The sequence below is a fragment of the Caenimonas soli genome (genome assembly GCF_013155545.1).
Taxonomy (GTDB): domain Bacteria; phylum Pseudomonadota; class Gammaproteobacteria; order Burkholderiales; family Burkholderiaceae_C; genus Ramlibacter; species Ramlibacter soli.
In genome coordinates this window covers 15762-36722 of the sequence record NZ_JABJVV010000021.1, presented here as the reverse complement: position 1 = coordinate 36722, position 20961 = coordinate 15762, and the positions used below count along the sequence as shown (strand labels likewise).

At 67.1% G+C, this 20961-nt stretch carries 18 protein-coding genes; 7 read left to right on the top strand and 11 right to left on the bottom strand.

Annotation, left to right across the window (positions count from 1 at the left end; translation table 11 throughout):
* Both HNE04_RS24525 and recG read right to left on the bottom strand, forming a co-directional pair.
* Positions 1 to 954 (bottom strand): LysR substrate-binding domain-containing protein, encoded by a 954-nt coding sequence (locus HNE04_RS24525; protein WP_172225451.1) that lies wholly within the window; start codon positions 952 to 954, stop codon positions 1 to 3.
* Between the two features lie 5 nt (positions 955 to 959).
* On the bottom strand, positions 960 to 3023 hold the full coding sequence (gene recG / locus HNE04_RS24520) for an ATP-dependent DNA helicase RecG (protein WP_172225449.1): 2064 nt from the start codon (positions 3021 to 3023) through the stop codon (positions 960 to 962).
* A gap of 51 nt (positions 3024 to 3074) precedes the next feature.
* On the opposite strand from recG, the gene queA reads away from it, so the two are divergent.
* Positions 3075 to 4106, top strand: a complete 1032-nt coding sequence (queA, locus tag HNE04_RS24515; RefSeq protein WP_172225447.1) for a tRNA preQ1(34) S-adenosylmethionine ribosyltransferase-isomerase QueA — start codon at positions 3075 to 3077, stop codon at positions 4104 to 4106.
* Entirely contained in the window at positions 4099 to 5226 is a 1128-nt protein-coding gene (gene tgt, locus HNE04_RS24510; protein ID WP_172225444.1) for a tRNA guanosine(34) transglycosylase Tgt, read from the top strand. The genes queA and tgt overlap by 8 nt, the downstream gene beginning before the upstream one ends.
* On the opposite strand, the gene HNE04_RS24505 is transcribed toward tgt, so the two are convergent.
* Together HNE04_RS24505 and HNE04_RS24500 are read right to left on the bottom strand one after the other, a co-directional pair.
* Positions 5198 to 7168: an MFS transporter gene (locus HNE04_RS24505; RefSeq protein ID WP_172225442.1), complete on the bottom strand. Its 1971-nt coding sequence runs from the start codon at positions 7166 to 7168 to the stop codon at positions 5198 to 5200. The genes tgt and HNE04_RS24505 overlap by 29 nt on opposite strands.
* Positions 7165 to 7956: a hypothetical protein gene (locus HNE04_RS24500; protein ID WP_235965381.1), complete on the bottom strand. Its 792-nt coding sequence runs from the start codon at positions 7954 to 7956 to the stop codon at positions 7165 to 7167. The genes HNE04_RS24505 and HNE04_RS24500 overlap by 4 nt, the downstream gene beginning before the upstream one ends.
* 119 nt (positions 7957 to 8075) lie before the next feature.
* On the opposite strand from HNE04_RS24500, the gene HNE04_RS24495 reads away from it, so the two are divergent.
* Positions 8076 to 8807, top strand: a complete 732-nt coding sequence (locus HNE04_RS24495) for a helix-turn-helix domain-containing protein (RefSeq protein ID WP_172225440.1) — start codon at positions 8076 to 8078, stop codon at positions 8805 to 8807.
* Here HNE04_RS24495 and HNE04_RS24490 read toward each other — a convergent pair.
* The 5 genes from HNE04_RS24490 to HNE04_RS24470 all read right to left on the bottom strand — a co-directional run bounded on the left by HNE04_RS24490 (position 8804) and on the right by HNE04_RS24470 (position 13633).
* Positions 8804 to 10063, bottom strand: a complete 1260-nt coding sequence (locus tag HNE04_RS24490) for an FIST signal transduction protein (RefSeq protein ID WP_172225438.1) — start codon at positions 10061 to 10063, stop codon at positions 8804 to 8806. The two genes, HNE04_RS24495 and HNE04_RS24490, sit on opposite strands and share 4 nt — an antisense overlap.
* A gap of 28 nt (positions 10064 to 10091) precedes the next feature.
* On the bottom strand, positions 10092 to 10775 hold the full coding sequence (locus tag HNE04_RS24485) for a PhaM family polyhydroxyalkanoate granule multifunctional regulatory protein (protein ID WP_172225436.1): 684 nt from the start codon (positions 10773 to 10775) through the stop codon (positions 10092 to 10094).
* A gap of 73 nt (positions 10776 to 10848) precedes the next feature.
* Positions 10849 to 11724 carry a copper chaperone PCu(A)C gene (locus HNE04_RS24480; protein WP_172225434.1) on the bottom strand — a complete coding sequence of 292 codons (876 nt, stop codon included), beginning with the start codon at positions 11722 to 11724 and terminating at the stop codon, positions 10849 to 10851.
* 143 nt (positions 11725 to 11867) lie between these two features.
* Positions 11868 to 12668, bottom strand: a complete 801-nt coding sequence (locus HNE04_RS24475; RefSeq protein ID WP_172225432.1) for an enoyl-CoA hydratase/isomerase family protein — start codon at positions 12666 to 12668, stop codon at positions 11868 to 11870.
* A complete protein-coding gene (locus HNE04_RS24470; protein WP_172225430.1) occupies positions 12665 to 13633 on the bottom strand; it encodes a TraB/GumN family protein in 969 nt (322 codons plus the stop codon). Before HNE04_RS24470 ends, HNE04_RS24475 begins: the two co-directional genes overlap by 4 nt.
* 37 nt (positions 13634 to 13670) lie before the next feature.
* On the opposite strand from HNE04_RS24470, the gene HNE04_RS24465 reads away from it, so the two are divergent.
* The 4 genes from HNE04_RS24465 (at position 13671) to otsA (ending at position 18159) form a co-directional block, all read left to right on the top strand.
* Positions 13671 to 14084: a VOC family protein gene (locus HNE04_RS24465; RefSeq protein WP_172225428.1), complete on the top strand. Its 414-nt coding sequence runs from the start codon at positions 13671 to 13673 to the stop codon at positions 14082 to 14084.
* Positions 14085 to 14180: 96 nt separating this feature from the next.
* The gene (gene otsB / locus HNE04_RS24460; RefSeq protein WP_172225426.1) at positions 14181 to 14924 is read left to right on the top strand and encodes a trehalose-phosphatase; all 744 of its coding nucleotides are present in this window, start codon (positions 14181 to 14183) and stop codon (positions 14922 to 14924) included.
* Positions 14921 to 16723 carry a glycoside hydrolase family 15 protein gene (locus HNE04_RS24455; RefSeq protein WP_172225424.1) on the top strand — a complete coding sequence of 601 codons (1803 nt, stop codon included), beginning with the start codon at positions 14921 to 14923 and terminating at the stop codon, positions 16721 to 16723. Before otsB ends, HNE04_RS24455 begins: the two co-directional genes overlap by 4 nt.
* Before the next feature lie 17 nt (positions 16724 to 16740).
* Positions 16741 to 18159, top strand: a complete 1419-nt coding sequence (otsA, locus tag HNE04_RS24450; RefSeq protein ID WP_172225422.1) for an alpha,alpha-trehalose-phosphate synthase (UDP-forming) — start codon at positions 16741 to 16743, stop codon at positions 18157 to 18159.
* Between the two features lie 9 nt (positions 18160 to 18168).
* On the opposite strand, the gene HNE04_RS24445 is transcribed toward otsA, so the two are convergent.
* A complete protein-coding gene (locus HNE04_RS24445; RefSeq protein WP_328700405.1) occupies positions 18169 to 19944 on the bottom strand; it encodes an OPT/YSL family transporter in 1776 nt (591 codons plus the stop codon).
* Positions 19941 to 20951, bottom strand: a complete 1011-nt coding sequence (locus HNE04_RS24440; RefSeq protein WP_172225420.1) for a fumarylacetoacetate hydrolase family protein — start codon at positions 20949 to 20951, stop codon at positions 19941 to 19943. The genes HNE04_RS24445 and HNE04_RS24440 overlap by 4 nt, the downstream gene beginning before the upstream one ends.
* Positions 20952 to 20961 lie beyond the last annotated feature (10 nt).

Sequence of the window (20961 nt, the reverse complement as noted above, 5' to 3'; positions counted from 1 at the left end):
TTAAGAGAGGCGTTTGACGCCGGGCAGTTCGCAGGCGTAGATGGAGTTTCGCAGGGCGGCAATGGCCTCGTAACGGGTGAAGCTGCGGCGCCACGCCAGCACGACCCGGCGCACCGGCGGGTCACCGTCGAACGGAATGTACTTGACGAATGCGTGGTCTTCCTTGCGACGCCTGGGCCGGGCTTCCAGCGCCTCCTTGGGCACCGAGAGCCGCGGCACCAGCGTGACACCCATGCCCGCGGCCACCATGTGCTTGATGGTTTCCAGGGAGGAGCCTTCGAAGCTCTTGCGGATCCCTTCGGCGTCGCTGGAGAAGCGCGCGAACTCGGGGCACACCTCGAGCACGTGATCGCGAAAGCAGTGGCCGGTGCCCAGCAACAGCATGGTTTCGCTTTTCAGCTCCAGCGAGGTGATGGTGGTCTTGGCCGCCAGCGGATGCGTGCTGGGAACGGCCGCCATGAACGGCTCGTCATAGAGCTGGGCCACGGCCAGCCCGGTGTCCGGAAAAGGTTCGGCCATGATCGCGCAGTCGATGTCGCCGGTACGCAGCATCTCCAGCAGCTTCACGGTGAAGTTCTCCTGCAGCATCAGCGGCATCTGCGGCGTGCGCGAAATGGACTGGCGCACCAGGTCGGGCAGCAGGTACGGGCCGATGGTGTAGATCACCCCCAGCTTGAGCGGGCCGGCCAGCGGGTCCTTGCCGCGCTTGGCAATCTCCTTGATGCTGGCCGCCTGCTCCAGGACGCTCTGGGCCTGACGCACGATGTCTTCGCCCAGCGGCGTCACCGTCACTTCATTGGCGCTGCGCTCGAACAGCTTGACCTCCAGCTCGTCCTCGAGCTTCTTGATCGCCACCGACAGCGTCGGCTGCGAGACGAAGCAGGCTTCGGCGGCCTTGCCGAAATGCTTCTCGCGCGCGACGGCGACGATGTATTTGAGCTCTGTGAGGGTCATCCGGATCAAGCCTTGAGGTATTCCGATTTTCCACCTAACCAGCGCGCAATGTGCTTTTCGGCCAGTTGCGCATGGCGATCGAGCATCATCGGCGCCAATTCGCGCGCCCACTCCAGCAAGTGCGTATCGACAGCCAGGTCGGCAAATCGCAGCAGCGGCGCGCCGGATTGGCGGGCGCCCAGAAACTCCCCGGGGCCGCGAATCTCCAGGTCGCGGCGGGCGATCTCGAAGCCGTCCGCCGTCTCGGCCATGGCCTTGAGCCGGGCGCGCGCCGTTTCACCCAGGCGGCCGGCGTCTCCGGCCGAGTAGAGCAGTATGCAGGCCGAGGCGGCGGCACCCCGGCCCACACGGCCGCGCAGCTGGTGCAACTGCGACAACCCGAAACGCTCGGCATGCTCGATCACCATCAGCGAAGCATTGGGCACATCGACACCCACCTCGATCACCGTGGTGGACACCAGCACGCTCATCTGCCCGCCGGTGAACAGCGACATCACCGCCTTCTTTTCGGGGGCGGGCATGCGCGAATGCAGCAGTCCCACCATGACACCCGGCAGGGCTGCGCTGAGGGCTTCATGCGTGGCCGTGGCGTTGGTCAGGTCCAGTGCCTCGCTTTCCTCGATCAGCGGGCAAACCCAATACACCTGGCGCCCCTGGGCGATCTGGGCGCGGATGCGCTCCGTCACCTCGTCGCGCCGGCTGTCCGCGATCAGCTTGGTGACGACCGGAGTTCGGCCGGGTGGCAGCTCGTCGATGGTGGAAACGTCCAGGTCGGCGTAGTAGCTCATCGCCAGCGTGCGTGGGATGGGCGTGGCCGACATCATGAGCAGATGAGGCTCCTGCCCGGCTTCCTTCATCTTCGCCCGCAACGCCAGCCGCTGGGCGACGCCGAACCGGTGCTGCTCATCAATGATGGCCAGGCCCAGGTTCTTGAACTGCACCTGCTCCTGGATCACGGCGTGGGTGCCGACGACCAATGCCGCCTCGCCGCTGGCCACCAGGGCCAGCATCTCGGTGCGCTCCTTTTTCTTCTGGCTGCCGGTCAGCCATGCCACCCGCAGGCCGCGGGGTGCAAACAACGGCTCTAGCCAGCCAATCAGCTTGCGGAAATGCTGCTCCGCCAGGATTTCCGTGGGCGCCATCAGCGCGCCCTGCCAGCCGGCATCGATGGCAATGGCCGCCGCCAGCGCCGCCACCACGGTCTTGCCCGACCCGACGTCGCCCTGCAGCAGCCGGTGCATGGGGATGTTGCGCGCCAGGTCCCGGGCGATCTCCTCGCCCACGCGCCGCTGGGCCGCCGTCAGCTTGAAAGGCAACGCGGCCAGCAATTGCTCGTGCAGGCCTTGGGGGCGGGCCCTGAGCGCCGGCGAACGCAGGTCCGCGCGCTCGCGTTTGCTTAGCAACTGCGAGAGCTGCTGCGCCAGCAATTCTTCGGCCTTCAGCCGCTGCCAGGCCGGATGGCTGCGATCTTCCAGCGTGGCCATCGCCACATCGGGCGCGGGTTGGTGCAGGAACGCCAGCGCTTCACGCAAGGCCCACACCAGTGGCCTGAGCGCTTCGGTGACGCCTGGAGGGAAAGTGTCGGACAGGTCGGCCCGTCCCAGCCCGCCCAGCACCGCCTTGCGCAAATAGGCCTGCGGCAAGGTGGCCGACGTCGGGTAGACCGGCGTCAGCGCCGCGGCCAGTTCGCCCCCCGCCGGCTTGAACGAGGGGTGGATCATCTGCCAGCCCAGAAAGCCGCCCTTCAATTCCCCGCGCAGCCGCACGCGGGTTCCCACGGCCAAAGCCTTTTGCTGGGAAGGATAGAAGCTGAAGAAACGCAGCACACAGGTGTCGCTGCCGTCGTCCACCGTCACCAGCAGCTGGCGGCGCGGGCGATAGGCGATCTCGCAGGCCGTCACCGTCGCCTCGATCTGCGCCACGTCGCCTTCGCGGGCGTCGCGCAGCTTCACGATGCGCGTTTCGTCCTCGTAGCGAAGGGGCAAATGCAGGGCCAGATCGATGTCGCGTGCCAGGCCCAACCTGATCATGGCTTTTTGCGGCTCGGACAAGGCCTTGGTGTCGGGCATGGGACAATTCTGCCTTCTCCCACTTGGAACGGGTCCGTCCGGCCCTCAAGCATGCGCACTTTCACCCTCGGCGACTTCGATTTCGCCCTCCCCCCCGAGCTGATCGCCCAGCATCCCGCCACCGAGCGCAGCTCCTCGCGCCTGCTCGATGGCACGGCAACGCCACCGGTCGATCGCATCTTTCGCGAGCTGCCGACCCTGCTCGAACCCGGCGACCTGCTGGTGTTCAACGACACGCAGGTGGTGAAGGCACGCCTGTTCGGCGAGAAGCCCACCGGCGGCAAGCTGGAACTGCTGATCGAGCGCGTGCTGCAGGATCGCGAAGTGGTCGCCCACATGAAGGTAAGCAAGAAGCCGCCCGTGGGTACGGTCCTGGCCATGCACGGCGGCTTCACCGCCACACTGCAGGGCCGGTGGCCACAGGAGGATGGGCCGCTTTTTCGCTTCACCCTCAGCGACGACCCGTATGCCCTGATGGAGCGGCACGGCCATGTGCCGCTGCCGCCCTACATCGAGCACGGCGACACCGCCGAGGACGTGCAGCGCTACCAGACCGTCTTCGCCAAGCACCCGGGCGCGGTGGCCGCGCCGACGGCTGCGCTGCACTTTGACGAGGCGCTGCTGGCCGGACTCGATGCGCGCGGCATCCAGCGCGCCAGCGTCACCCTGCACGTGGGCGCCGGCACGTTCCAGCCGGTGAAGACGGAGAATCTCGCCGAGCACAGGATGCACAGCGAGTGGTACGAAGTGCCGACGGCGACGCAGCAGGCCATTGCGCAAGCGCGCGCTCGCGGCGGCCGGGTGGTGGCAGTGGGCACCACAACGGTTCGCACGCTGGAGTCCTGGGCCGCCGGCGGCCAGGCCAGCGGCGACACCAGCATCTTCATCACGCCCGGCTTCGAGTTCCGCGTGATCGACCGCCTGATCACCAATTTCCACCTGCCCCGCTCCACGCTCTTGATGCTGGTGAGCGCCTTCGCCGGACACGATTCCATGATGAGCCTGTACCGCCACGCCGTCGAATCGCGCTACCGCTTCTTCAGTTATGGCGACGCCATGCTCCTCGACCGATCCCATGCTTGATTTCAAACTGCTCAAGACCGACGGCCATGCCCGTCGCGGCCGGCTGACCCTCAACCACGGCGTCGTCGAGACGCCCATCTTCATGCCCGTGGGAACCTACGGCACGGTGAAGGGCGTGACGCCGCAATCGCTCACCGACATGGGCGCCCAGATCATCCTGGGCAACACCTTCCACCTGTGGATGCGGCCGGGCCTGGACGTCGTCAAGCAGTTCGGCGGGCTGCATCGCTTCGAGGCCTGGAACAAGCCCATCCTCACCGACTCGGGCGGCTTCCAGGTCTGGAGCCTGGGCGAGATGCGCAAGATCAGCGAGGAGGGCGTGAAGTTCGCCTCACCGGTCAACGGCGACAAGCTGTTCCTCACGCCCGAAATCTCGATGCAGATCCAGACCCTGTTGAACAGCGACATCGTCATGCAGTTCGACGAGTGCACGCCCTACGACACCAAGGGCCACATCACCACGGAAGCCGAAGCGCGCTTTTCCATGGAGTTGAGCCGGCGCTGGGCGCAGCGCTGCAAGGACGAATTCGCGCGGCTGGAGAATCCCAACGCCCTGTTCGGCATCGTGCAGGGCGGCATGTTCGAGCACCTGCGCCAGGAGTCGCTGGATGCGCTGGTCGAGATGGACTTCCCCGGCTATGCCGTCGGTGGCGTCAGCGTCGGCGAGCCCAAGGAAGAAATGCTGCGCATCATGGCGCACACGCCGCACCGGCTGCCGTCCGACAAGCCGCGCTACCTGATGGGCGTGGGCACGCCGGAAGATCTGGTCGAAGGCGTGGCCCAGGGCGTGGACATGTTCGACTGCGTGATGCCGACCCGCAACGCGCGCAACGGCCATCTGTTCACGCGCTTCGGCGACCTGAAGCTGCGCAATGCCAGGCATCGCACCGACGAGCGGCCGCTGGACGAGAGCTGCAGCTGCTACACCTGCGCCAATTTTTCGCGGGCCTACCTGCACCACCTGGAACGCTGCGGCGAAATGCTGGCGCCCATGCTCGCCAGCATCCACAACCTGCACTACTACCTGAACCTGATGCGCGAGATCCGCGAGGCGCTGGACGCCGGCACCTTCGCCGCGTTCGCGCAGCAGTTCAAACGGGATCGGGCGCGCGGGGTCTGAGCCCCTCCACCGTCGGGGCGGCCAGCAACTGCGCCACCTGCTGGCGCAATGCCTCGGGCTGCACCAGGGCCGGGGGAATCGCCGGGCCGACGTTCAAGCCCACGCGGTTGAACAGTCCCCGCCGGAACGGCCGCACCATCGCCCCGCCCTGTTCGACCCGGCTGAAGTACGAGCCCCACAGGTTGGTAAGCGCCATCGGAATCACGGGCGCCGGCTGGCGCTCCAGGATTTTCATGATGCCGCCCTTGAACTCCTGCACTTCGCCGTCGTGCGTGATGCCGCCTTCGGGAAAGATGGCCAGCAAGTCGCCCTCGCGCAGCACCTTGGCCGCCGCGTCGAACGCGGCCTCGTAGGCCACGGGATCTTCCTTGCGCGGCGCGATGGGAATGGCCTTGGCCAGCTTGAACAGCCAGCCCAGCACCGGCACCTTGAAGATGCGGTGGTCCATGACGAAATAGATCGGCCGGGGGCTGGCCGCCATCAGCAGCACGGCGTCGACGAAGCTGACGTGGTTGCACACCAGGATGGCGGCGCCCTGGACCGGGATGTGGTCGTCACCCGTGACCTTGAAGCGGTAGACCAGGCGCGAAGCGATCCAGGCGATGAAGCGCAGCAGGTACTCGGGCACCAGCATGAAGATGTAGAAAGCCACCACCGCATTGGCCAGGCCCACCAGCAGGAAGATCTGCGGGATGGTCATGCCCAGCTTGAGCAGCAAGCCGGCGATGATGGAGCTGGCGATCATGAACAGTGCGTTCAGGATGTTGTTAGCGGCGATGATGCGGGCCCGGTGCGTGGGCTGGGCGCGCAACTGGATCAGCGCGTACATGGGCACGCTGTACAGGCCGGCGAAGAGGCTCAGCAAAGCGAGGTCGGCCATCACGCGCCAATGCGCGCCCACGGCCGTGAACTGGCCCAGCGTCATGGCGGCCGAGGGCGGCAGGCCGCGCGAAGCGAAGTACAGGTCGATCGCGAACACGCTCATGCCGATCGCGCCCAGCGGCACCAAGCCGATCTCCACGTGGCGGCGCGACAGCACCTCGCACAGCAGCGAGCCGGTGCCTATGCCGACCGAGAACACCACCAGCAGCAGCGAAGCCACCTGCTCATTGCCGTGCAGCACTTCCTTGGCGAAGCTGGGGAACTGGCTCAGGAACACGGCGCCGAAGAACCACATCCAGCTGATGCCCAGTAGCGACCGGAACACCACCAGGTTGCCGTGGGCGAGCTTCAGGTTGCGCCAGGTTTCGCTCACCGGGTTCCAGTTGATCTTCAGGCCCGGGTCGGTCGCCGGCGCCTGGGGAATGAACTGGGCGACGGCCCGGCCCGCCAGCGCCAGCAGCACGCAGGCAATGGCCACGTCATGGCGGCCCACTTCCGGAATGGCGACGATCAGCCCGCCCACCACATTGCCCAGCAGGATGGCGACGAAGGTGCCCATCTCCACCATGCCGTTGCCGCCGGTGAGTTCGCGCTCGTTCAACACCTGCGGCAGGTAAGCGAACTTCACCGGCCCGAACAGCGTGGAATGCAGGCCCATGAGGAAGGTGCAAGCCAGCAGCACCACCACGTTGTCGTTCCAGAAACCGTAGGCCGCCAGCAGCATGATGGCGATCTCCAGGTTCTTCACGAACCGGATCACCTTCGTCTTGTCGTACTTGTCGGTCAGCTGGCCGCTGGTGGCGGAGAACAGCAGGAACGGCAGGATGAACAAGGCGCCGATCACCAGGCCCGCCATCGCCGGCGGCAGCCAGCTGATCTGCAACTGGTAGGTCACCATGACGGTGAAGGCGAACTTGAACAGGTTGTCGTTGGCGGCGCCCGAAAACTGGGTCCAGAAGAAGGGCGCGAAGCGGCGCTGCTTGAGCAGGGCGAACTGGTTGGGATGCGGCTGCGCGTCGGCCTCGGGTACAGCCCCGGCGATGGCGTTGTTGGTATTCATACGGGGCTCCTCCAGGCGATGCCTGTGGCATTCTGCCCGCCTTTGCGCAAGGCCAGCACCGCCGCGAGCACCGGCAGGGCAGCGAGCGCCGCGACCAGGTGCTTGAGCGTGTGGCCGGAGACAAGCTGACCGGTCAGATCGAAGACCGCCCGATCATTGATTTCGAGCAGCTTCGCCGCTGCATAGGCCAGGATCACCCAGCCCAGCCGGATGACCAGTGCGCCAGGCCGCGGCCTCAGCCAGGCCAGCCAGACAACCACCGCCATTCCGCCGAACTGCAGCGCCGCCCAGGGCAGCACATTGCCGGTCGATGACCCTAGCTCGATGGCGACCGGCGCCAGTAGCAGGATGGTCAGGCCGAGCAGGGCGCCGGCGCGCTCGCTCACGCGGCCGGCAGCGGCCAGCCCCAGGAGGCCCGCGAACGCGGCGGCCATCCCGATGCGATCGATGGCCAAGCCCGCGTCGTCGGGCTGCGCGTGGTACCAGGCCGAGCCGCAAGCCGTCAGCACCAGGCCGCCAAAGAACAGTATCGCCATGGCTCGTTGTACGTTGCTCAAGGCGCGCGGCGGCGCCTTGCCCAGGAACCAGAGGCCGGCCACGCCCGCCAAGGCAAAGGGCAGGTTCGACAGCACATCCATCGCGAAGGGGACGCCCCACAGGACCCGCTGGTCGGCGAAGCCGTGATAGCCGGGGGGCTGAATGACGGCCGGGCCGAACAGGGCGACTGCCACCAGGCACGCGCAGGCCAGCAAGAGCAGGGTTTCGGATTTCGACGGCATCGGTCGCATGGCTTTCTTCTCCTTAGGTTGCGATGCGGCGAGTTTCAAGCGGCGAGGCGGGAAAGCACGCAAATTGCGATACATTCGACCATTGATCACCTTCAGGTATCGTATATCGATACTCCCACATGAGCACCACCGCCGACCTCGTCCTGGCCCTGAAAAAAGAACTCAAGTCCGCGCAGATGACCTACGCCGACCTGGCGCGTTCCCTCGGGATGGCCGAATCTAGCGTCAAGCGGATGCTGGCCAAGGGTGACATGCCGCTGTCGCGCATCGATGCGATCTGCCGCGCCGTCAAGCTGGATTTCGCCGAGCTCGCACGGCGCGTGGCCGACGCCCAGCCCCTGCTGAAAGAGCTGACGCAGGAACAGGAAAAAGCCGTGGTCGCCGACAAGAAACTTCTGCTGTGCGCCATCTGCGTCCTGAGCCAATGGACGCTGGACCAGGTGATCAGCGACTACCGCCTGAGCGAAGCCGAGTGCATCAAGTATTTCGCCCAGCTCGATCGCATCGGCATCATCGAGCTGCGGCCGCTCAACCGGTACCGGCTCAAGCTGGCCAAGACCTTTCGCTGGCGACCCCATGGGGCCGTGATGAACTACTTTCGCGAGCACGCCTTGCTCGACTATTTTTCCGGCGGCTTCGACGGCGCCGGCGAAGGGGTGCTGCTGGTGCACGGCTCGATCAGCCGCGGCCTGGCGCCGTCGTTCCTGGAGCGCATGCAGCGCGTGGCCCAGGACTTCGCCCAGCAACATCAAGCCGACCAGAAACTGGCGGAAAAAGACCGCGAAGGCTATACGCTGCTGCTGGCGATGCGCAGCTGGGAGTTCGCCGCCTTCACGGCTTTGCGGCGTTAGCGGAACACCGTCAACACGCCGGTATAGCCGTAAAGGTGGTGACGGGCAATCTCGCCACCCGCGAAGAAACCCACCAGCGGCACGTCGCCCAGCGCGTGCCGCACGATCTGCAATTCAGCACTGGGGCCGCCGAAATGCGGGCCACCGCGCCCGGCGCAACTCACGTACACCGCGCCGGCGATGCGCCGGGCCGGGTTGGGCGCCGCCTGGGCCTCCGGCGCGGCCAGTGCCGCAGCCACCGGCAGCGGCATTTCCTCGGGCTCCAGCTCTTCGCGTATTTCGGCGCAGATGCGCACCAGGTCGGCGCGCGCGGCCTGCGGGTTGCGCTGGCAGAATGCCATGCGCATGCCCGGCGTGACCTGGTCGGCCACGGCCACCCCATGGCGCGCGGGGTCCAGCCCGATGATGTGGCGCACGACCACATCGGAGCCGAAATTGCCGGTGCGGCCCACGGCGTCGCTGCCGGCAGCGGTCAGGCCCACCAGCGTCGCGCGCAGCGCCGACATGGCAGCCTGGGGCTGGTCCAGCGAAATGCCGGTGTCGCGCAGCAACACATCCAGCGCCGGCTCGCCGTCCAGTTCCGTGATCACATTGCCCTGGGCCGCCGTGATGACGCGCTGCGCCGCCACCGGCTGGCAACCCTGGGTGACGCGTGAAACCAGCGAGATGCCTTCGCCGAAGGCCACCCCCGAGAGGCCGCCGCGGAACACGCCGCCGGCCGCGCCATGTCCCTTGATGTTGCCATTGCCGCCCACCGCGAACTGCACGGCCTCGGTGCGGCTGGAAGCCAGGCCGCCGAACAGGTAGCCGGTGGCGGTCCTTGCCGCCATCTCGGCGATGAGCTCCGACACGTCGGGCGTGCCGGCGTCGGCGTGAACCAGGGCGGTATGCGGCTCGAACCCCATGGCGTCGCCGACCGCGAGCGGGGCGACACCGGAGAAAACGCGGTACTGGTCGGGCGCCAGGTCGCACAGCATGACGGCCAAGGCCGGCTCGTCGAAATATTCGACATTCGACGACGCGATGCCAACCCCCACGGTGCCCGACCAGTCGGTGACCTCGGGCAACTCCGCGCTCAGATGGTCCAGGATGTCTTGCGCTTCCGGTGCGTAGTGATCGGTGATGTAGAGCAGGCCCAGCGTCGGCGCACTGGCGTAGTCGGGCAGCGCCATCTGGGCGCGCAATTGCGCGAGCACCAGTCCGCTTGCCATCTGCCATTGCGGATGGGTCGCGTGTCCAAAGGGAAAGAGCTTCATGTTCAACGCCGGCTCCGGATCGGTCAGCTCATTTCTTGCGTGTCGCGCGTTTGGCCGCGGCCTTGCGGGCGCCACCGGTCACCGACCCGGTGGCAGCCTTGGCCATGCCGCTGGCGGTCTTGAACGCCTCTTTGGCAACGCCGGTCGCCATGTTCTTGGCCGTGTCCACCGCCGTCTGGGTGGCGGCGTCTTTCATCGCCGTTGCCGCGATCTGCTGGAACTGCTGGGTGAGAGCGCCCCACCACTGCATCGGGTCCACCACGCCGGTGGTGGCCTGGCTGGCTTTCCCGCCCTTCTTGGCGGTGGCCTTGCTCTTGCCTGCGGCGTCCGAAATCGCGCTGGCCGTGTCCGCTGCCTTCTCGCTGACCTTTTGCACCCCGCTCATCACGCTGTCGGCCGCCTTGAGCTTGAGCGCATTGGCCACGTCGCCCATGTTGAAGTTCATGCCCTTGAGGGTGGCGAGCGTCATCTTCTGCACCTCCAGGGCCTGGATGGTCGCGCCCAGCGCCTTAGAGTTCTGGTCCAGCCAGAAATGCACGGCCTTCAACTCGCCGATGCGCTTTTCCAGTTCGTCCAGGTTCAGGGTCGGCGCGATCCAGTTGGCCAAATTGGGCATCTGCGGGAGCGTCTGGGACGCCCCCTTGGCAACGTTCTGAAGGAAGTCGAAGCCCGGGACGAATTTGCCGAAGCCGAAATTCTGGTTATCGCTCATGGCCGCGCTCCGATGGAGTTATCTTGTGCTCACAGCTTACCCCATGCGCCCGCGCCTTGGCGACGCCGCGTCGTCAATGCTTGTGCCCGCCCGCCGGCCCAGCCGCAACCGGCAGCTTCAGTTCCAGCTTGCTCTGGACGCCCTTCGCATCGCGAAGCAGGAGCGTCAGTGCAACGGTGCTGCCGGGGGCCAGCGGCTGCTTCAGGTCCATCAGCATCACGTGATAACCGCCGGGCTTGAGTTCGACCGTCTCGCCGGCCGGCAGATCGAGCTTGGGCACGGCCCGCATCCGCATCACGTCGCCGTCCATCTTCATCTCATGCACTTCGGCCGTTCCCGCCGCCGGTGTGGAGACGCCGACCAGTTGCATGGCCTGGAGCGCCGTGAGCTTCATGAACGCGCCCGTGCCCTGCTGGCCCGGCACCGCGCTGCGCACCCAGGCACCCTCGACCTTGGGCCGCGCCTGGGCCTGGGCATAGTCGCGGGTCGACAGCACCTGCAGCAGGGTCGCCGGCGACTTCATGCCTGCCGTCGAGACTCCTTCGACCGGCACTTGCGACCAGTCCAGGCTGGCCTGGCCACAGGTCTGCAGCACCTTGAACCACATCGGTCCTGGCGCCGGGGGCAGGGTGCCGGCCAGAGTGAACTCGCCGCGCTGCTTGTCCGGCAGCGCCGCTTCCTGGGTGGCAGCGGTCCAGGTTGCCACCCCGTCTTTCATCGATACCGTCCAGCCGGGCTTGGGCAGGGGCTGAGCGGCGTTCAGGCCCGCCGGTATCCGGACGCTCACTGCGGTGGTAACAGCGCCGTCACAGCCATGGCCGATGCGCAGCACGGCCTGGTAAGCGCTGCCGCTCTCGGCAAGGGGCTGCTGTAGCGACACATGGGCGCCAGCCGCCGTGGCCAGCGTGCCAAAGGCGACGGCGATGAGGGATTGGGTCGAAGTTTTCATGGGTCGAATTTGAGTTCAGCGCTGTAGCTGCGCCGGGGACAGGGCCATGCCGCAGCCGCCGAAGGGCGGGCCGGGACGCTCAGATCAGCCCCATGCCCGCGGGCTTGATCGGCGAGGCCACTGCCCTGCCGATTATCGCCGCGTCAGAATTTCGGGCTGCGGCGCTCGCGCAGGGAAGCCAGGCCTTCCTTCACGTCGGGCCCGGCAAAGCCCATGAACTCCAGCGCCAGCGAGGTGTCGAAGGCCGGGCCGGCCTGGCGCAGCCAGTTGTTCAGTGAGTACTTGGTCCAGCGGATCGCGGTCTGCGAGCCCAGCGCCAGCTTGTCGGCGACCTCGTAGGCCTTGGGCAGCAGCTGGCCTTCTTCGACCGCCAGCGACACCAGGCCGATACGCTCGGCCTCCTCGCCACTGACGGCCTCGCACAGCAGCAGGTAGTACTTGGCCTTGGCCAAGCCGCAGAGCAGGGGCCAAACGATGGCCGCATGGTCGCCGGCCGCCACGCCCAGGCGGGTGTGGCCATCGACGATCTTGGCGCTCTTGGCCGCGATCGAGATGTCGGCCAGCAGGCCCGCCACCAGGCCGGCGCCCACGGCCGGGCCGTGCAGGGCGCTGACGATGGGCTTGTCGCAATTGATGACGTTGTAGACCAGGTCTCGCGCTTCCTTCCAGACGCGCGTGCGCACCTCGAAATCGGTCGCCATGTCCTCGACCAGCGCCAGGTCGCCGCCGCCCGAGAAGCCCAGCCCCTCGCCGCGCAACACAGCGCAGCGCACGCTATCGTCAGCGCCCACGTCGCGCCAGATCTCCGTCAGCTCGCGGTGGCCGGCATGGCCCGCGGTCGGCAGCTTGCCGTTGAGGGCGCGCATCTGGATGTCCAGGACGCTGTCCTCGGGGCCGCGCCGGGTGATGTGAAGCGTCTGGTAGCGCTGGTAGTCGATCGTCATGGTGTGGCCCGGAATGGAATGCGCTGCACATTGAAGCCCCGGGCCCGCATCAGGGCAGGCAAGGCCTGCGCGCCGGTCATGTGCAGCAGCCCGACGCCGGCGAACACGCGGGCGCCGCCATCGTGCAGGGCCGCGAGCTTGTCGGCCAGCGCCGCGTTGCGATCGTCGTTGAGCCGCCGGTAAAACGTGCGCTCGAGCGGCGTGCGCATGCACTCGCACCACTCGGGAAAACGCAGCAGCGTGGGCTCGTCCCCGTTGGCCCACACGTCGGTGAGCTGGCGCATCATGGTGCGCCCCGTGCCCTGCTCCATGTCGGCCAGGGCGCCGTCGACCAGCTCCAACTCCTCGGCGTCACTGGCGGGCATGAGGGCGGCGAGCTGCTGCTCGGCCGTCTCCAGGGCTACCACCCGCTTGCCGGCGGCGCGCGCGAGGCCGACCAGCACGGCGTCGATGGCGAATTCCGGATGGATGCCGCTCCAGCGCGCGTCGAACATGGCGAGCGTGATCACCTGCATCAACGGGCGCAGCGGCTGCAGGGCACCGGCCGGGACGCAGGCCTTGCGCCCCAGCCGCTCGATCCGCTCGCGCCGGGGCGCGTCCAGCAGGCGCTCGCTGATCGCCGCACCGCCCGACTTGGCGAAGACGGCGGGCAGGTCGGGGTCGCTGATATCGATCTCGACGGCGACCACGTCGCTGGCCTGGATGGCACCGGCCACGGCCGGACCGGGCATCAGCCATTCCATGCGGGCCGCGTGGATCGTTCCATAGAGCCACGAGCTGCGGCCCCCCTTCTCGACGCGCCACAGCATGCCGCGGTCGCGCGCGGCGGCCTGCATCGCAGCCAGCGCCGGCGCATCCGGCGCGGGTGCCTTGGGACAGTCCGCCTGCGCGCGCAGCACGGACGGGGCGATCAGGCAGGCCAGCAGCACCAAGCCTGCGCGCAGGTGTGGAAGGAGTCTCGGCATGCCCGGCATTGTGCGCCACTGCGCTATCCTGCCTCGCATGCAATCAGTCTTCCATTTCGCTTTCAATGTGACCGACCTGGACGAGGCCCGCCGCTTCTACGGCGGCGTGCTGGGCTGCGCCGAAGGCCGCAGCACGGCGACCTGGGTCGATTTCGATTTCTTCGGGCATCAGATTTCCCTGCACCTGGGCCAGCCGTTCAAGACCGAGCGCACCGGGAAGGTGGGCGACGTGCTGGTCCCGATGCCGCATTTTGGCCTGGTGCTGAAATTGCCGGACTGGCAGGCCATGGCCGAGCGCTTGCGCGCGGCCGGCACGGTCTTCGTGCTCGAGCCCCAGGTTCGCTATGCGGGCGAGCCCGGCGAGCAATGGACCATGTTCTTCTGCGATCCGTTCGGCAACCCGATGGAGGTCAAGGGCTTTCGGTCCCTGGCTGGGCTTTACGCCAGCTGAGGTCACCAATTCCTGCCCGGCCGTAGGCGTTGTCCTACGCGTTCAAGGGCCCGGGCCGTCTGGTGCTCAAGCAGGGCCTCTGCTAGGGTCAGCACGATGAATTTTGTGGATATTCTCTGCCCGTCTTGCGCATTGTTTCTCGATTTCGACGGCACGCTGGTGGACATCGCGCCTCAGCCGGAAGCCGTGATCGTGCCCTCGGGCCTGGTCGGCACGCTCACCGCCCTGAACAAGTACCTCGGTGGGGCGCTGGCGCTGATTTCGGGCCGTCCCATTGACCAGATCGACGCCTTCCTGCATCCCCTGCGCCTGCCGGCGGCGGGCGTGCATGGGGCCGAACGGCGCGGTGCCGACGGGCACATGACGCTGCTGTCGACCCATCCGTTGCAGCATGTGGAAGAAGCCGCCTTGTCGCTGGCGGCGCGGCACCCGCAGCTGCGGGTGGAAAACAAGCGCGGCTCGGTCGCGCTGCACTATCGGCAGGCGCCTGAACTCGAACAGGAATGCGTGCAGGCCATGCAGGCCGCGGTTCAGGAATCGCCGGGCCTCACCCTGTTGCACGGCAAGATGGTGGTCGAAGCCAAGCCCGGCGGCGCGAGCAAAGGCCATGCGATAGAGGCGTTCATGCAGGAAGCCCCCTTCGCCGGGCGCTCCCCGGTATTCGTCGGCGACGACTTCACCGACGAGGTCGGCTTCGCGACCGTGCAGCGGCTCAAGGGCCTGGGCGTGAAGGTCGGCGAAGGCGCCAGCGTGGCCTGGCAGCGCCTGGCATCGCCGGCGGTATTCCGTTATCAACTTCAAGCCGCAGTGGCCGCGAAGGCCGGAAAGGTCGACGCATGAACACACCGGTGCAAGCCCCCGAGCCCTCGCTGAAGCTCGGCGTGATCGGCAACTGCGCGTACAGCGCATTGATCGACGAGCGCGCGCGCATCGTCTGGTGCTGCCTGCCGCGCTTCGACGGCGACCCGGTGTTCAACGCCCTGCTCGATCCCAGCGAGAACGGCAGCCTGTGGGCGATCGAGCTGGAAAACTTCGCGCGCAGCGAGCAGGCCTACGAGCCCAACACGGCGATCATCAAGACCCGGCTGTTCGACACCCACGGCCAGGGCATCGAGATCACCGATTTCGCGCCGCGCTTTTTCAGTCGCGGCCGTACTTTCCGGCCGTTGACGCTGATCCGCCGCGTCAAGGTGTTGTCGGGTTCGCCGCGGGTGCGCATGCTGATGCGGCCGCGTTTCGACTGGGGGCGGCAGGTGCCCTCGGTGACGCAAGGCAGCACCCATCTGCGCTACGTGGGCGCAAGCCAGACACTCAGGCTCAACAGCGATGCGCCACTGAGCTACATACTCTCCGAAACTTTTTTCGTTGTCGACCGGCCGATGGACTTCGTGCTGGGGCCCGACGAAACCCTGACCTCAGGGATCGGCGACACGGCTCGCGGCTTCGAACAGGAGACGGCAAGCTACTGGCGCTCCTGGACCCGCGCACTGTCGCTGCCGCTGGAGTGGCAGGACGCCGTGATCCGCGCGGCCATCACCCTGAAGCTGTCGCTGTTCGAGGACACCGGCGCCATCGTGGCGGCCATGACCACCAGCATCCCCGAGGCAGCCAACAGCGGGCGCAACTGGGACTACCGCTACTGCTGGTTGCGCGACGCCTTCTTCGTGGTGCGCGCGCTCAACAGCCTGTCTGAAGTGGCGACCATGGAGGAGTACCTGCGCTGGCTCAACAACATCGTGGTCCGTTCCGGCGGCGGGCATATCCAGCCGCTGTACGGCATCGGCCAGGAGGAACAGCTGCCCGAGGAAATCCTCGGCCACCTGCCGGGCTACCGCGGCCAGGGCCCGGTGCGCGTGGGCAACCAGGCGCAGGAGCATTTCCAGCACGACGTGTACGGCAACATCATCCTGGGCGCTTCGCAGTCCTTCCACGACCATCGCCTGTTCCGCAAGGCCGGCAAGGCCGAGTTCGGCTACCTGGAGGCTGTCGGCGAGCAGGCCTTCCGGGTCTACGACCAGCCGGATGCCGGGATGTGGGAGCTGCGCACCCGGGCGCGCATCCATACTTCCTCCGCGCTCATGTGCTGGGCCGCCTGCGACCGTTTGGCGAAGGTGGCGGCGGCCCTGAAGCTGCCGGATCGCATCCGCCATTGGCGCGAGCGTGCCGACGTCATCCGCGAGCGGATCCTGCGCGAGGCCTGGAACGACCAGCGCCAGGCTTTTGCCGAGAGTTTCGGCGGGCGCGACCTCGACGCCAGCGTGCTGCTGATGGCCGAGGTGAACTTCATCGACCCCAACGACGCGCGGTTCATCTCCACCGTCGACGCGCTGGAGAAATCGTTGTGCGACGGCCCCTACATGCGCCGCTATGAGGCGCCCGATGACTTCGGCAAGCCGGAAACGGCGTTCAACATCTGCACCTTTTGGCGCATCGACGCGCTGGCGCGCATCGGCCGCAAGGGCGAGGCGCGCGAGATCTTCGAAGTGATGCTCAAGTGCCGCAACCCGCTGGGCCTGCTGTCCGAAGACACCCATGCCACCACCGGCGAGATGTGGGGCAACTTTCCGCAAACCTATTCCATGGTCGGCCTGATCAATGCCGCCGTGCGGCTGTCCGCCCCCTGGGACACGGTGATCTGAGACAACCGAGAGAAGCCATGCCCCGCCTGGTCGTCGTCTCCAATCGGCTGGCCGACCCGCGCAAGACCGCGGCCGGCGGCCTGGCCGTGGCCCTGGCGGACGTGCTGAACAACACCGGCGGCCTGTGGTTCGGCTGGAGCGGCAAGATCGTGGAGGCCTCAGCCGGCGGCAAGGCCGGCGAAGGCGAGTTGCACAGCACCCAGGCCGGTGCGGTGAAACTGGTCACGCTCGACTTGAGCCGTGAGGACCATGACGCCTATTACGTCGGCTATTCCAACGGCGTGCTCTGGCCGGTGTGCCATTACCGGCTCGACCTGGCGGATTTCGACGCGGGCTACATCGCCGGCTACCGGCGGGTCAATCAGCTGTTCGCGCGCAAGCTCAAGCCGATGCTGCGCGAGGACGACATCATCTGGATCCACGACTACCACCTGATTCCCCTGGCGGCCGAATTGCGCGCGCTGGGCTGCTCGCAGCGCATCGGCTTTTTCCTGCACATCCCGTTGCCGCCGCCGCTGATCCTGGCGGCCATACCCGGGCACGACTGGTTGATACGCGCGCTGTTCGCCTATGACCTGGTGGGCTTCCAGAGCGAGGCCGATCATTCGCACTTCTGCAGCTACGTGCAGACCGAGGCCCATGCGCAGAACCTGGGCGAAGGCCGCTGGCGCGCCTTCAACCGCACGGTGCAGGCCGGGGCCTTTCCGATCGGCATCGACGTGGAAGAGTTCACCGCCCTGGCCGAAGCGCCGGAAGGCCGCGAGATGTACGAGCGGATGCGGCGCGAGTATTCACGCCGCAAGCTGCTGGTCGGCGTCGATCGCCTCGACTATTCGAAAGGCCTGCCGCATCGCATGCGCGCGTTTCGCGAGATGCTGCAGAAGTACCCCGAGACCCACAACAGCGCCACGCTGATCCAGATCGCCTCACCCAGCCGCGAAGACGTCAGCGCCTACAACGACATCCTGCACGAGCTGGAAAGCCTGTGCGGTTCCATCAACGGCAACTTCGGCGAGCTGGACTGGATGCCGGTGCGCTACATGCACCGCACGGTCGCCCGCACGCGCCTGCCGGGCCTGTACCGCGCCAGCCGGGTGGCTTTGGTGACGCCGCTGCGCGATGGCATGAACCTGGTGGCCAAGGAGTTCCTGGCGGCGCAGGATCCGCAGGATCCGGGCGTGCTGGTGTTGTCGCGATTTGCCGGCGCGGCCGAGCAATTGCGCGAAGCGCTGCTGGTCAACCCCTACGACATCGAAGGCACGGCCAACGCCATCCACCTGGCGCTGCAGATGCCGATCGAAGAGCGCCGTTCCAGGCACCAGTCGCTGATTTCGACCATCAAGGAGTACGACGTGCACTGGTGGTGCGACGGCTTCCTGGACACCCTGGCCAAGGCCAAGGCGGAAGAGACCGGCACCCCCTGGCTGCGGCTGTAGCGCCACGCATCAGGGCCGCGCCAACGCCGCCAGCAGGCCCACCGTCCCCAGCCCCAGCGCCGCGAGCGCATCGCCGGCGATCAGGCCCCCGCCGAACAGCGAGGTGCCGCTCATGTCCGTGGGCAGACCCAGTTCCCGCTCCGGTGGCTTCCCCCGCCTGGCTTCCAGCAGGCTGGACACCACGCTGCCGGCGCCGAACCAGAGCGAGGTCGGCAGGTTGACGAAGCCGCCGAAGGACAGGGCGTAGGGCGAGGGCAGCAGCACCGCATCGACGGCGAAATCTATGGCCTGCCCGCCGCGCCCCCCCGCCGCCAGCCGCCGGTAAGCCACGCGCGTCCTGATGAATTTGCGCAGGCCTTCGAGCACCAAGCCGATCGCGATGCCGATGCCGATCGCGGTGCGCTGGAAGGGCTTGTCGTCGGTCAAGCTGCGCAGCACGCCGACGAACTTGTACGTCATGGCGGCGCTCCACTCCACCGGTTGCTGGTCGGCCTTCATCACCGTCTGGTCCTGCAGCAGCACCGGGTAGGCGGCCATGAACAACTTGGCGAAGGCGACGGCCAGCACGGCCCCCATCAGGATGCCCACGACCTGGTAGCGGAACTGGAACACGCGATTGCTGCCCAGGCGCCAGCCGGTGGATCGGTCCTGCTGCATGTCGCAGGCGACGCTGGTGGACACCAGCAGCACCGTGCCCGCCATCAGGCCCACGCCCGGGTCCTTCAGGCCGATCGCCGCCATCAGCACCACGGCCACGACGAAGGCCGAAGAGATCGGGTTGGAGTCGCTGACGCCGACCGAGATGCCGTTGACCAGGGCGAAGACGAACACCAGGGCCACGGCCAGCAGCAGGTAGCCCACCGGTTGCCCGAGGACGGTGTGCCCGGTGAAGACGATGCCGGCGCCCCAGAAGCCGATCCACAGCAGGAGCCGCGCGCTATGCACCCGCTTCCAGTCTTGCTGCGGCGCCGCGCTCGCGCGCACGCGATTCCGGATGCCTTGGCCGGCGCGCCAGAAGATCATGCCCAGGTCGATCACGGCGGCGCCCATGATGGTGCCCAGCGCGATCAGGAACATGATCTTGCGAAACGGGTCGCCGGGTGCAAGCCAGCCGATCGACACGAAGAACGGCTGCAGCGACCAGCTGATCAGGCCGCCGGTAACAACTGGCACGCCGATGCGCGCACCCACCACCATGCCGGCGCCGAAGGTCGACGCCGACAGTTCGATCGCGCCGAGGACCGGCACGCGGACCGCCGCCAGGCCCAGCGCCAAACCCGCGGCGAGGCCGCCGCCGAGCTTGCCCACGGACTGGCGCAGCAGCGCCGGGTCGGTCAAGGCCCGCAGGATGTTGGCGACCGCCAGGCCGGAGGGAAAGGTCAGTTGCAGGCGATCGACCAGCACCGGCGTGTAGAGCATGCCCACGCCGGCGCCGAACATGCCGATGCACAGCATATAGGCCACCAGCTGCCAGGCCGGCGGCTGCGGCAGCCCCATCCAGACCATCGCCTGGATCAGCACGCCCATGCCGCTCATGCTGGCCACCGAGGCCGCGGCCGTCTGGATGTAGTTGGCGCCATGCTTGCCGTCGGCGCCGTAACCCGCAGTGACCGTGGAGCCGAGCAAGCCGGCCAGCACCTGGCCGCCGACGAAGAAGCCCAGCGAGAAATTCATGTAGGCCGCCGTGACGCCGGCCAGCGGGCCCAGCAGGAAGATGCCGGTGGCGGCCAACAGCAGGTGGTATTTCCAGCTGTCTTGCGCGGGCAGCCAGGCCCGGCGCTTCACGGCAGCGGCGCGATCTTCTGGTCGATGGCGCCGAAGACGCTCTGGCCGTCCTTGCCCTTCATCTCGATCTTGATGGTGTCGCCGAACTTCATGAATTCGGTCGTGGGCTTGCCGTCCAGGATGGTTTCGATCGCGCGCTTCTCGGCGATGCAGCTGTAGCCCTTTGGCCAGTCGGTCTTGCCGTCGGCGCGCGGCACGCCCTTGTTGCTCACGGTGCCCGAGCCGACGATGCTGCCGGCGCGCACATTGCGCGTCTTGCAGATGTGGGCGATCAGCTGGCCGAAGTGGAAAGTCATCTCGGGGCCGGCCTCGCACATGCCGACCTTGCGGCCGTTCCAAATGCTTTGCAGCGTGAGGTGCAGCCGGCCCTGGTCCCAGGCGTCGCCGAGTTCGTCGAGCGTGACGGCAACCGGGCTGAAGGCCGTGGCGGGCTTGCTCTGGAAGAAGCCGAAGCCCTTGGCCAGTTCGGCCGGAATCAGGTTGCGCAGCGAGACGTCGTTGGCGATCATCACCAGGCGGATGCCGTCCAGCGCCTGCTCCGGCGTCGCGGTCATCGGCACGTCGCCGGTGATCACGGCGATCTCGGCCTCGAAGTCGATCCCGTATTCTTCCTTGGGCACGATCACGTCGTCGCAGGGCCCCAGGAAGTCGTCGCTGCCGCCCTGGTACATCAGCGGGTCGGTGTAGAAGCTCTCCGGCACCTCGCTGCTGCGCGCCGCGCGCACCAGCTCCACATGGTTGATGTAGGCCGAGCCGTCGGCCCACTGGTAGGCGCGCGGCAACGGCGCCATGCACAGGGCGGGATCGAACGGAAAGGCATGGCGCGTCTTGCCGTTGTTGAGGGTCTCGTACAGGTCCTGCAATTGCGGCGACAGGAAGCCCCAGTCGTCCAGCACCTGCTGCAGCTTGCCGGCGATGCCGGTCGCATAATGCGCGGTGCTCATGTCACGCGAAACCACGACCAGCTGGCCGTCGCGCGAACCGTCCTTGTAGGTAGCGAGCTTCATGTAATTTGCC

Bases quoted from the DNA above. Each gene is read 5' to 3' on its own strand.
- HNE04_RS24500 (WP_235965381.1), bottom strand. From the start codon at position 7,956: ATGCGACCGATGCCGTCGAAATCCGAAACCCTGCTCTTGCTGGCCTGC.
- otsA (WP_172225422.1), top strand. From the start codon at position 16,741: ATGCCCCGCCTGGTCGTCGTCTCCAATCGGCTGGCCGACCCGCGCAAG.
- queA (WP_172225447.1), top strand. From the start codon at position 3,075: ATGCGCACTTTCACCCTCGGCGACTTCGATTTCGCCCTCCCCCCCGAG.
- HNE04_RS24475 (WP_172225432.1), bottom strand. From the start codon at position 12,668: ATGACGATCGACTACCAGCGCTACCAGACGCTTCACATCACCCGGCGC.
- HNE04_RS24470 (WP_172225430.1), bottom strand. From the start codon at position 13,633: ATGCCGAGACTCCTTCCACACCTGCGCGCAGGCTTGGTGCTGCTGGCC.
- otsB (WP_172225426.1), top strand. From the start codon at position 14,181: ATGAATTTTGTGGATATTCTCTGCCCGTCTTGCGCATTGTTTCTCGAT.
- HNE04_RS24440 (WP_172225420.1), bottom strand. From the start codon at position 20,951: ATGAAGCTCGCTACCTACAAGGACGGTTCGCGCGACGGCCAGCTGGTC.
- HNE04_RS24480 (WP_172225434.1), bottom strand. From the start codon at position 11,724: ATGAAAACTTCGACCCAATCCCTCATCGCCGTCGCCTTTGGCACGCTG.
- recG (WP_172225449.1), bottom strand. From the start codon at position 3,023: ATGCCCGACACCAAGGCCTTGTCCGAGCCGCAAAAAGCCATGATCAGG.
- HNE04_RS24490 (WP_172225438.1), bottom strand. From the start codon at position 10,063: ATGAAGCTCTTTCCCTTTGGACACGCGACCCATCCGCAATGGCAGATG.
- HNE04_RS24455 (WP_172225424.1), top strand. From the start codon at position 14,921: ATGAACACACCGGTGCAAGCCCCCGAGCCCTCGCTGAAGCTCGGCGTG.
- HNE04_RS24525 (WP_172225451.1), bottom strand. From the start codon at position 954: ATGACCCTCACAGAGCTCAAATACATCGTCGCCGTCGCGCGCGAGAAG.
- HNE04_RS24485 (WP_172225436.1), bottom strand. From the start codon at position 10,775: ATGAGCGATAACCAGAATTTCGGCTTCGGCAAATTCGTCCCGGGCTTC.
- HNE04_RS24465 (WP_172225428.1), top strand. From the start codon at position 13,671: ATGCAATCAGTCTTCCATTTCGCTTTCAATGTGACCGACCTGGACGAG.
- HNE04_RS24495 (WP_172225440.1), top strand. From the start codon at position 8,076: ATGAGCACCACCGCCGACCTCGTCCTGGCCCTGAAAAAAGAACTCAAG.
- tgt (WP_172225444.1), top strand. From the start codon at position 4,099: ATGCTTGATTTCAAACTGCTCAAGACCGACGGCCATGCCCGTCGCGGC.
- HNE04_RS24505 (WP_172225442.1), bottom strand. From the start codon at position 7,168: ATGAATACCAACAACGCCATCGCCGGGGCTGTACCCGAGGCCGACGCG.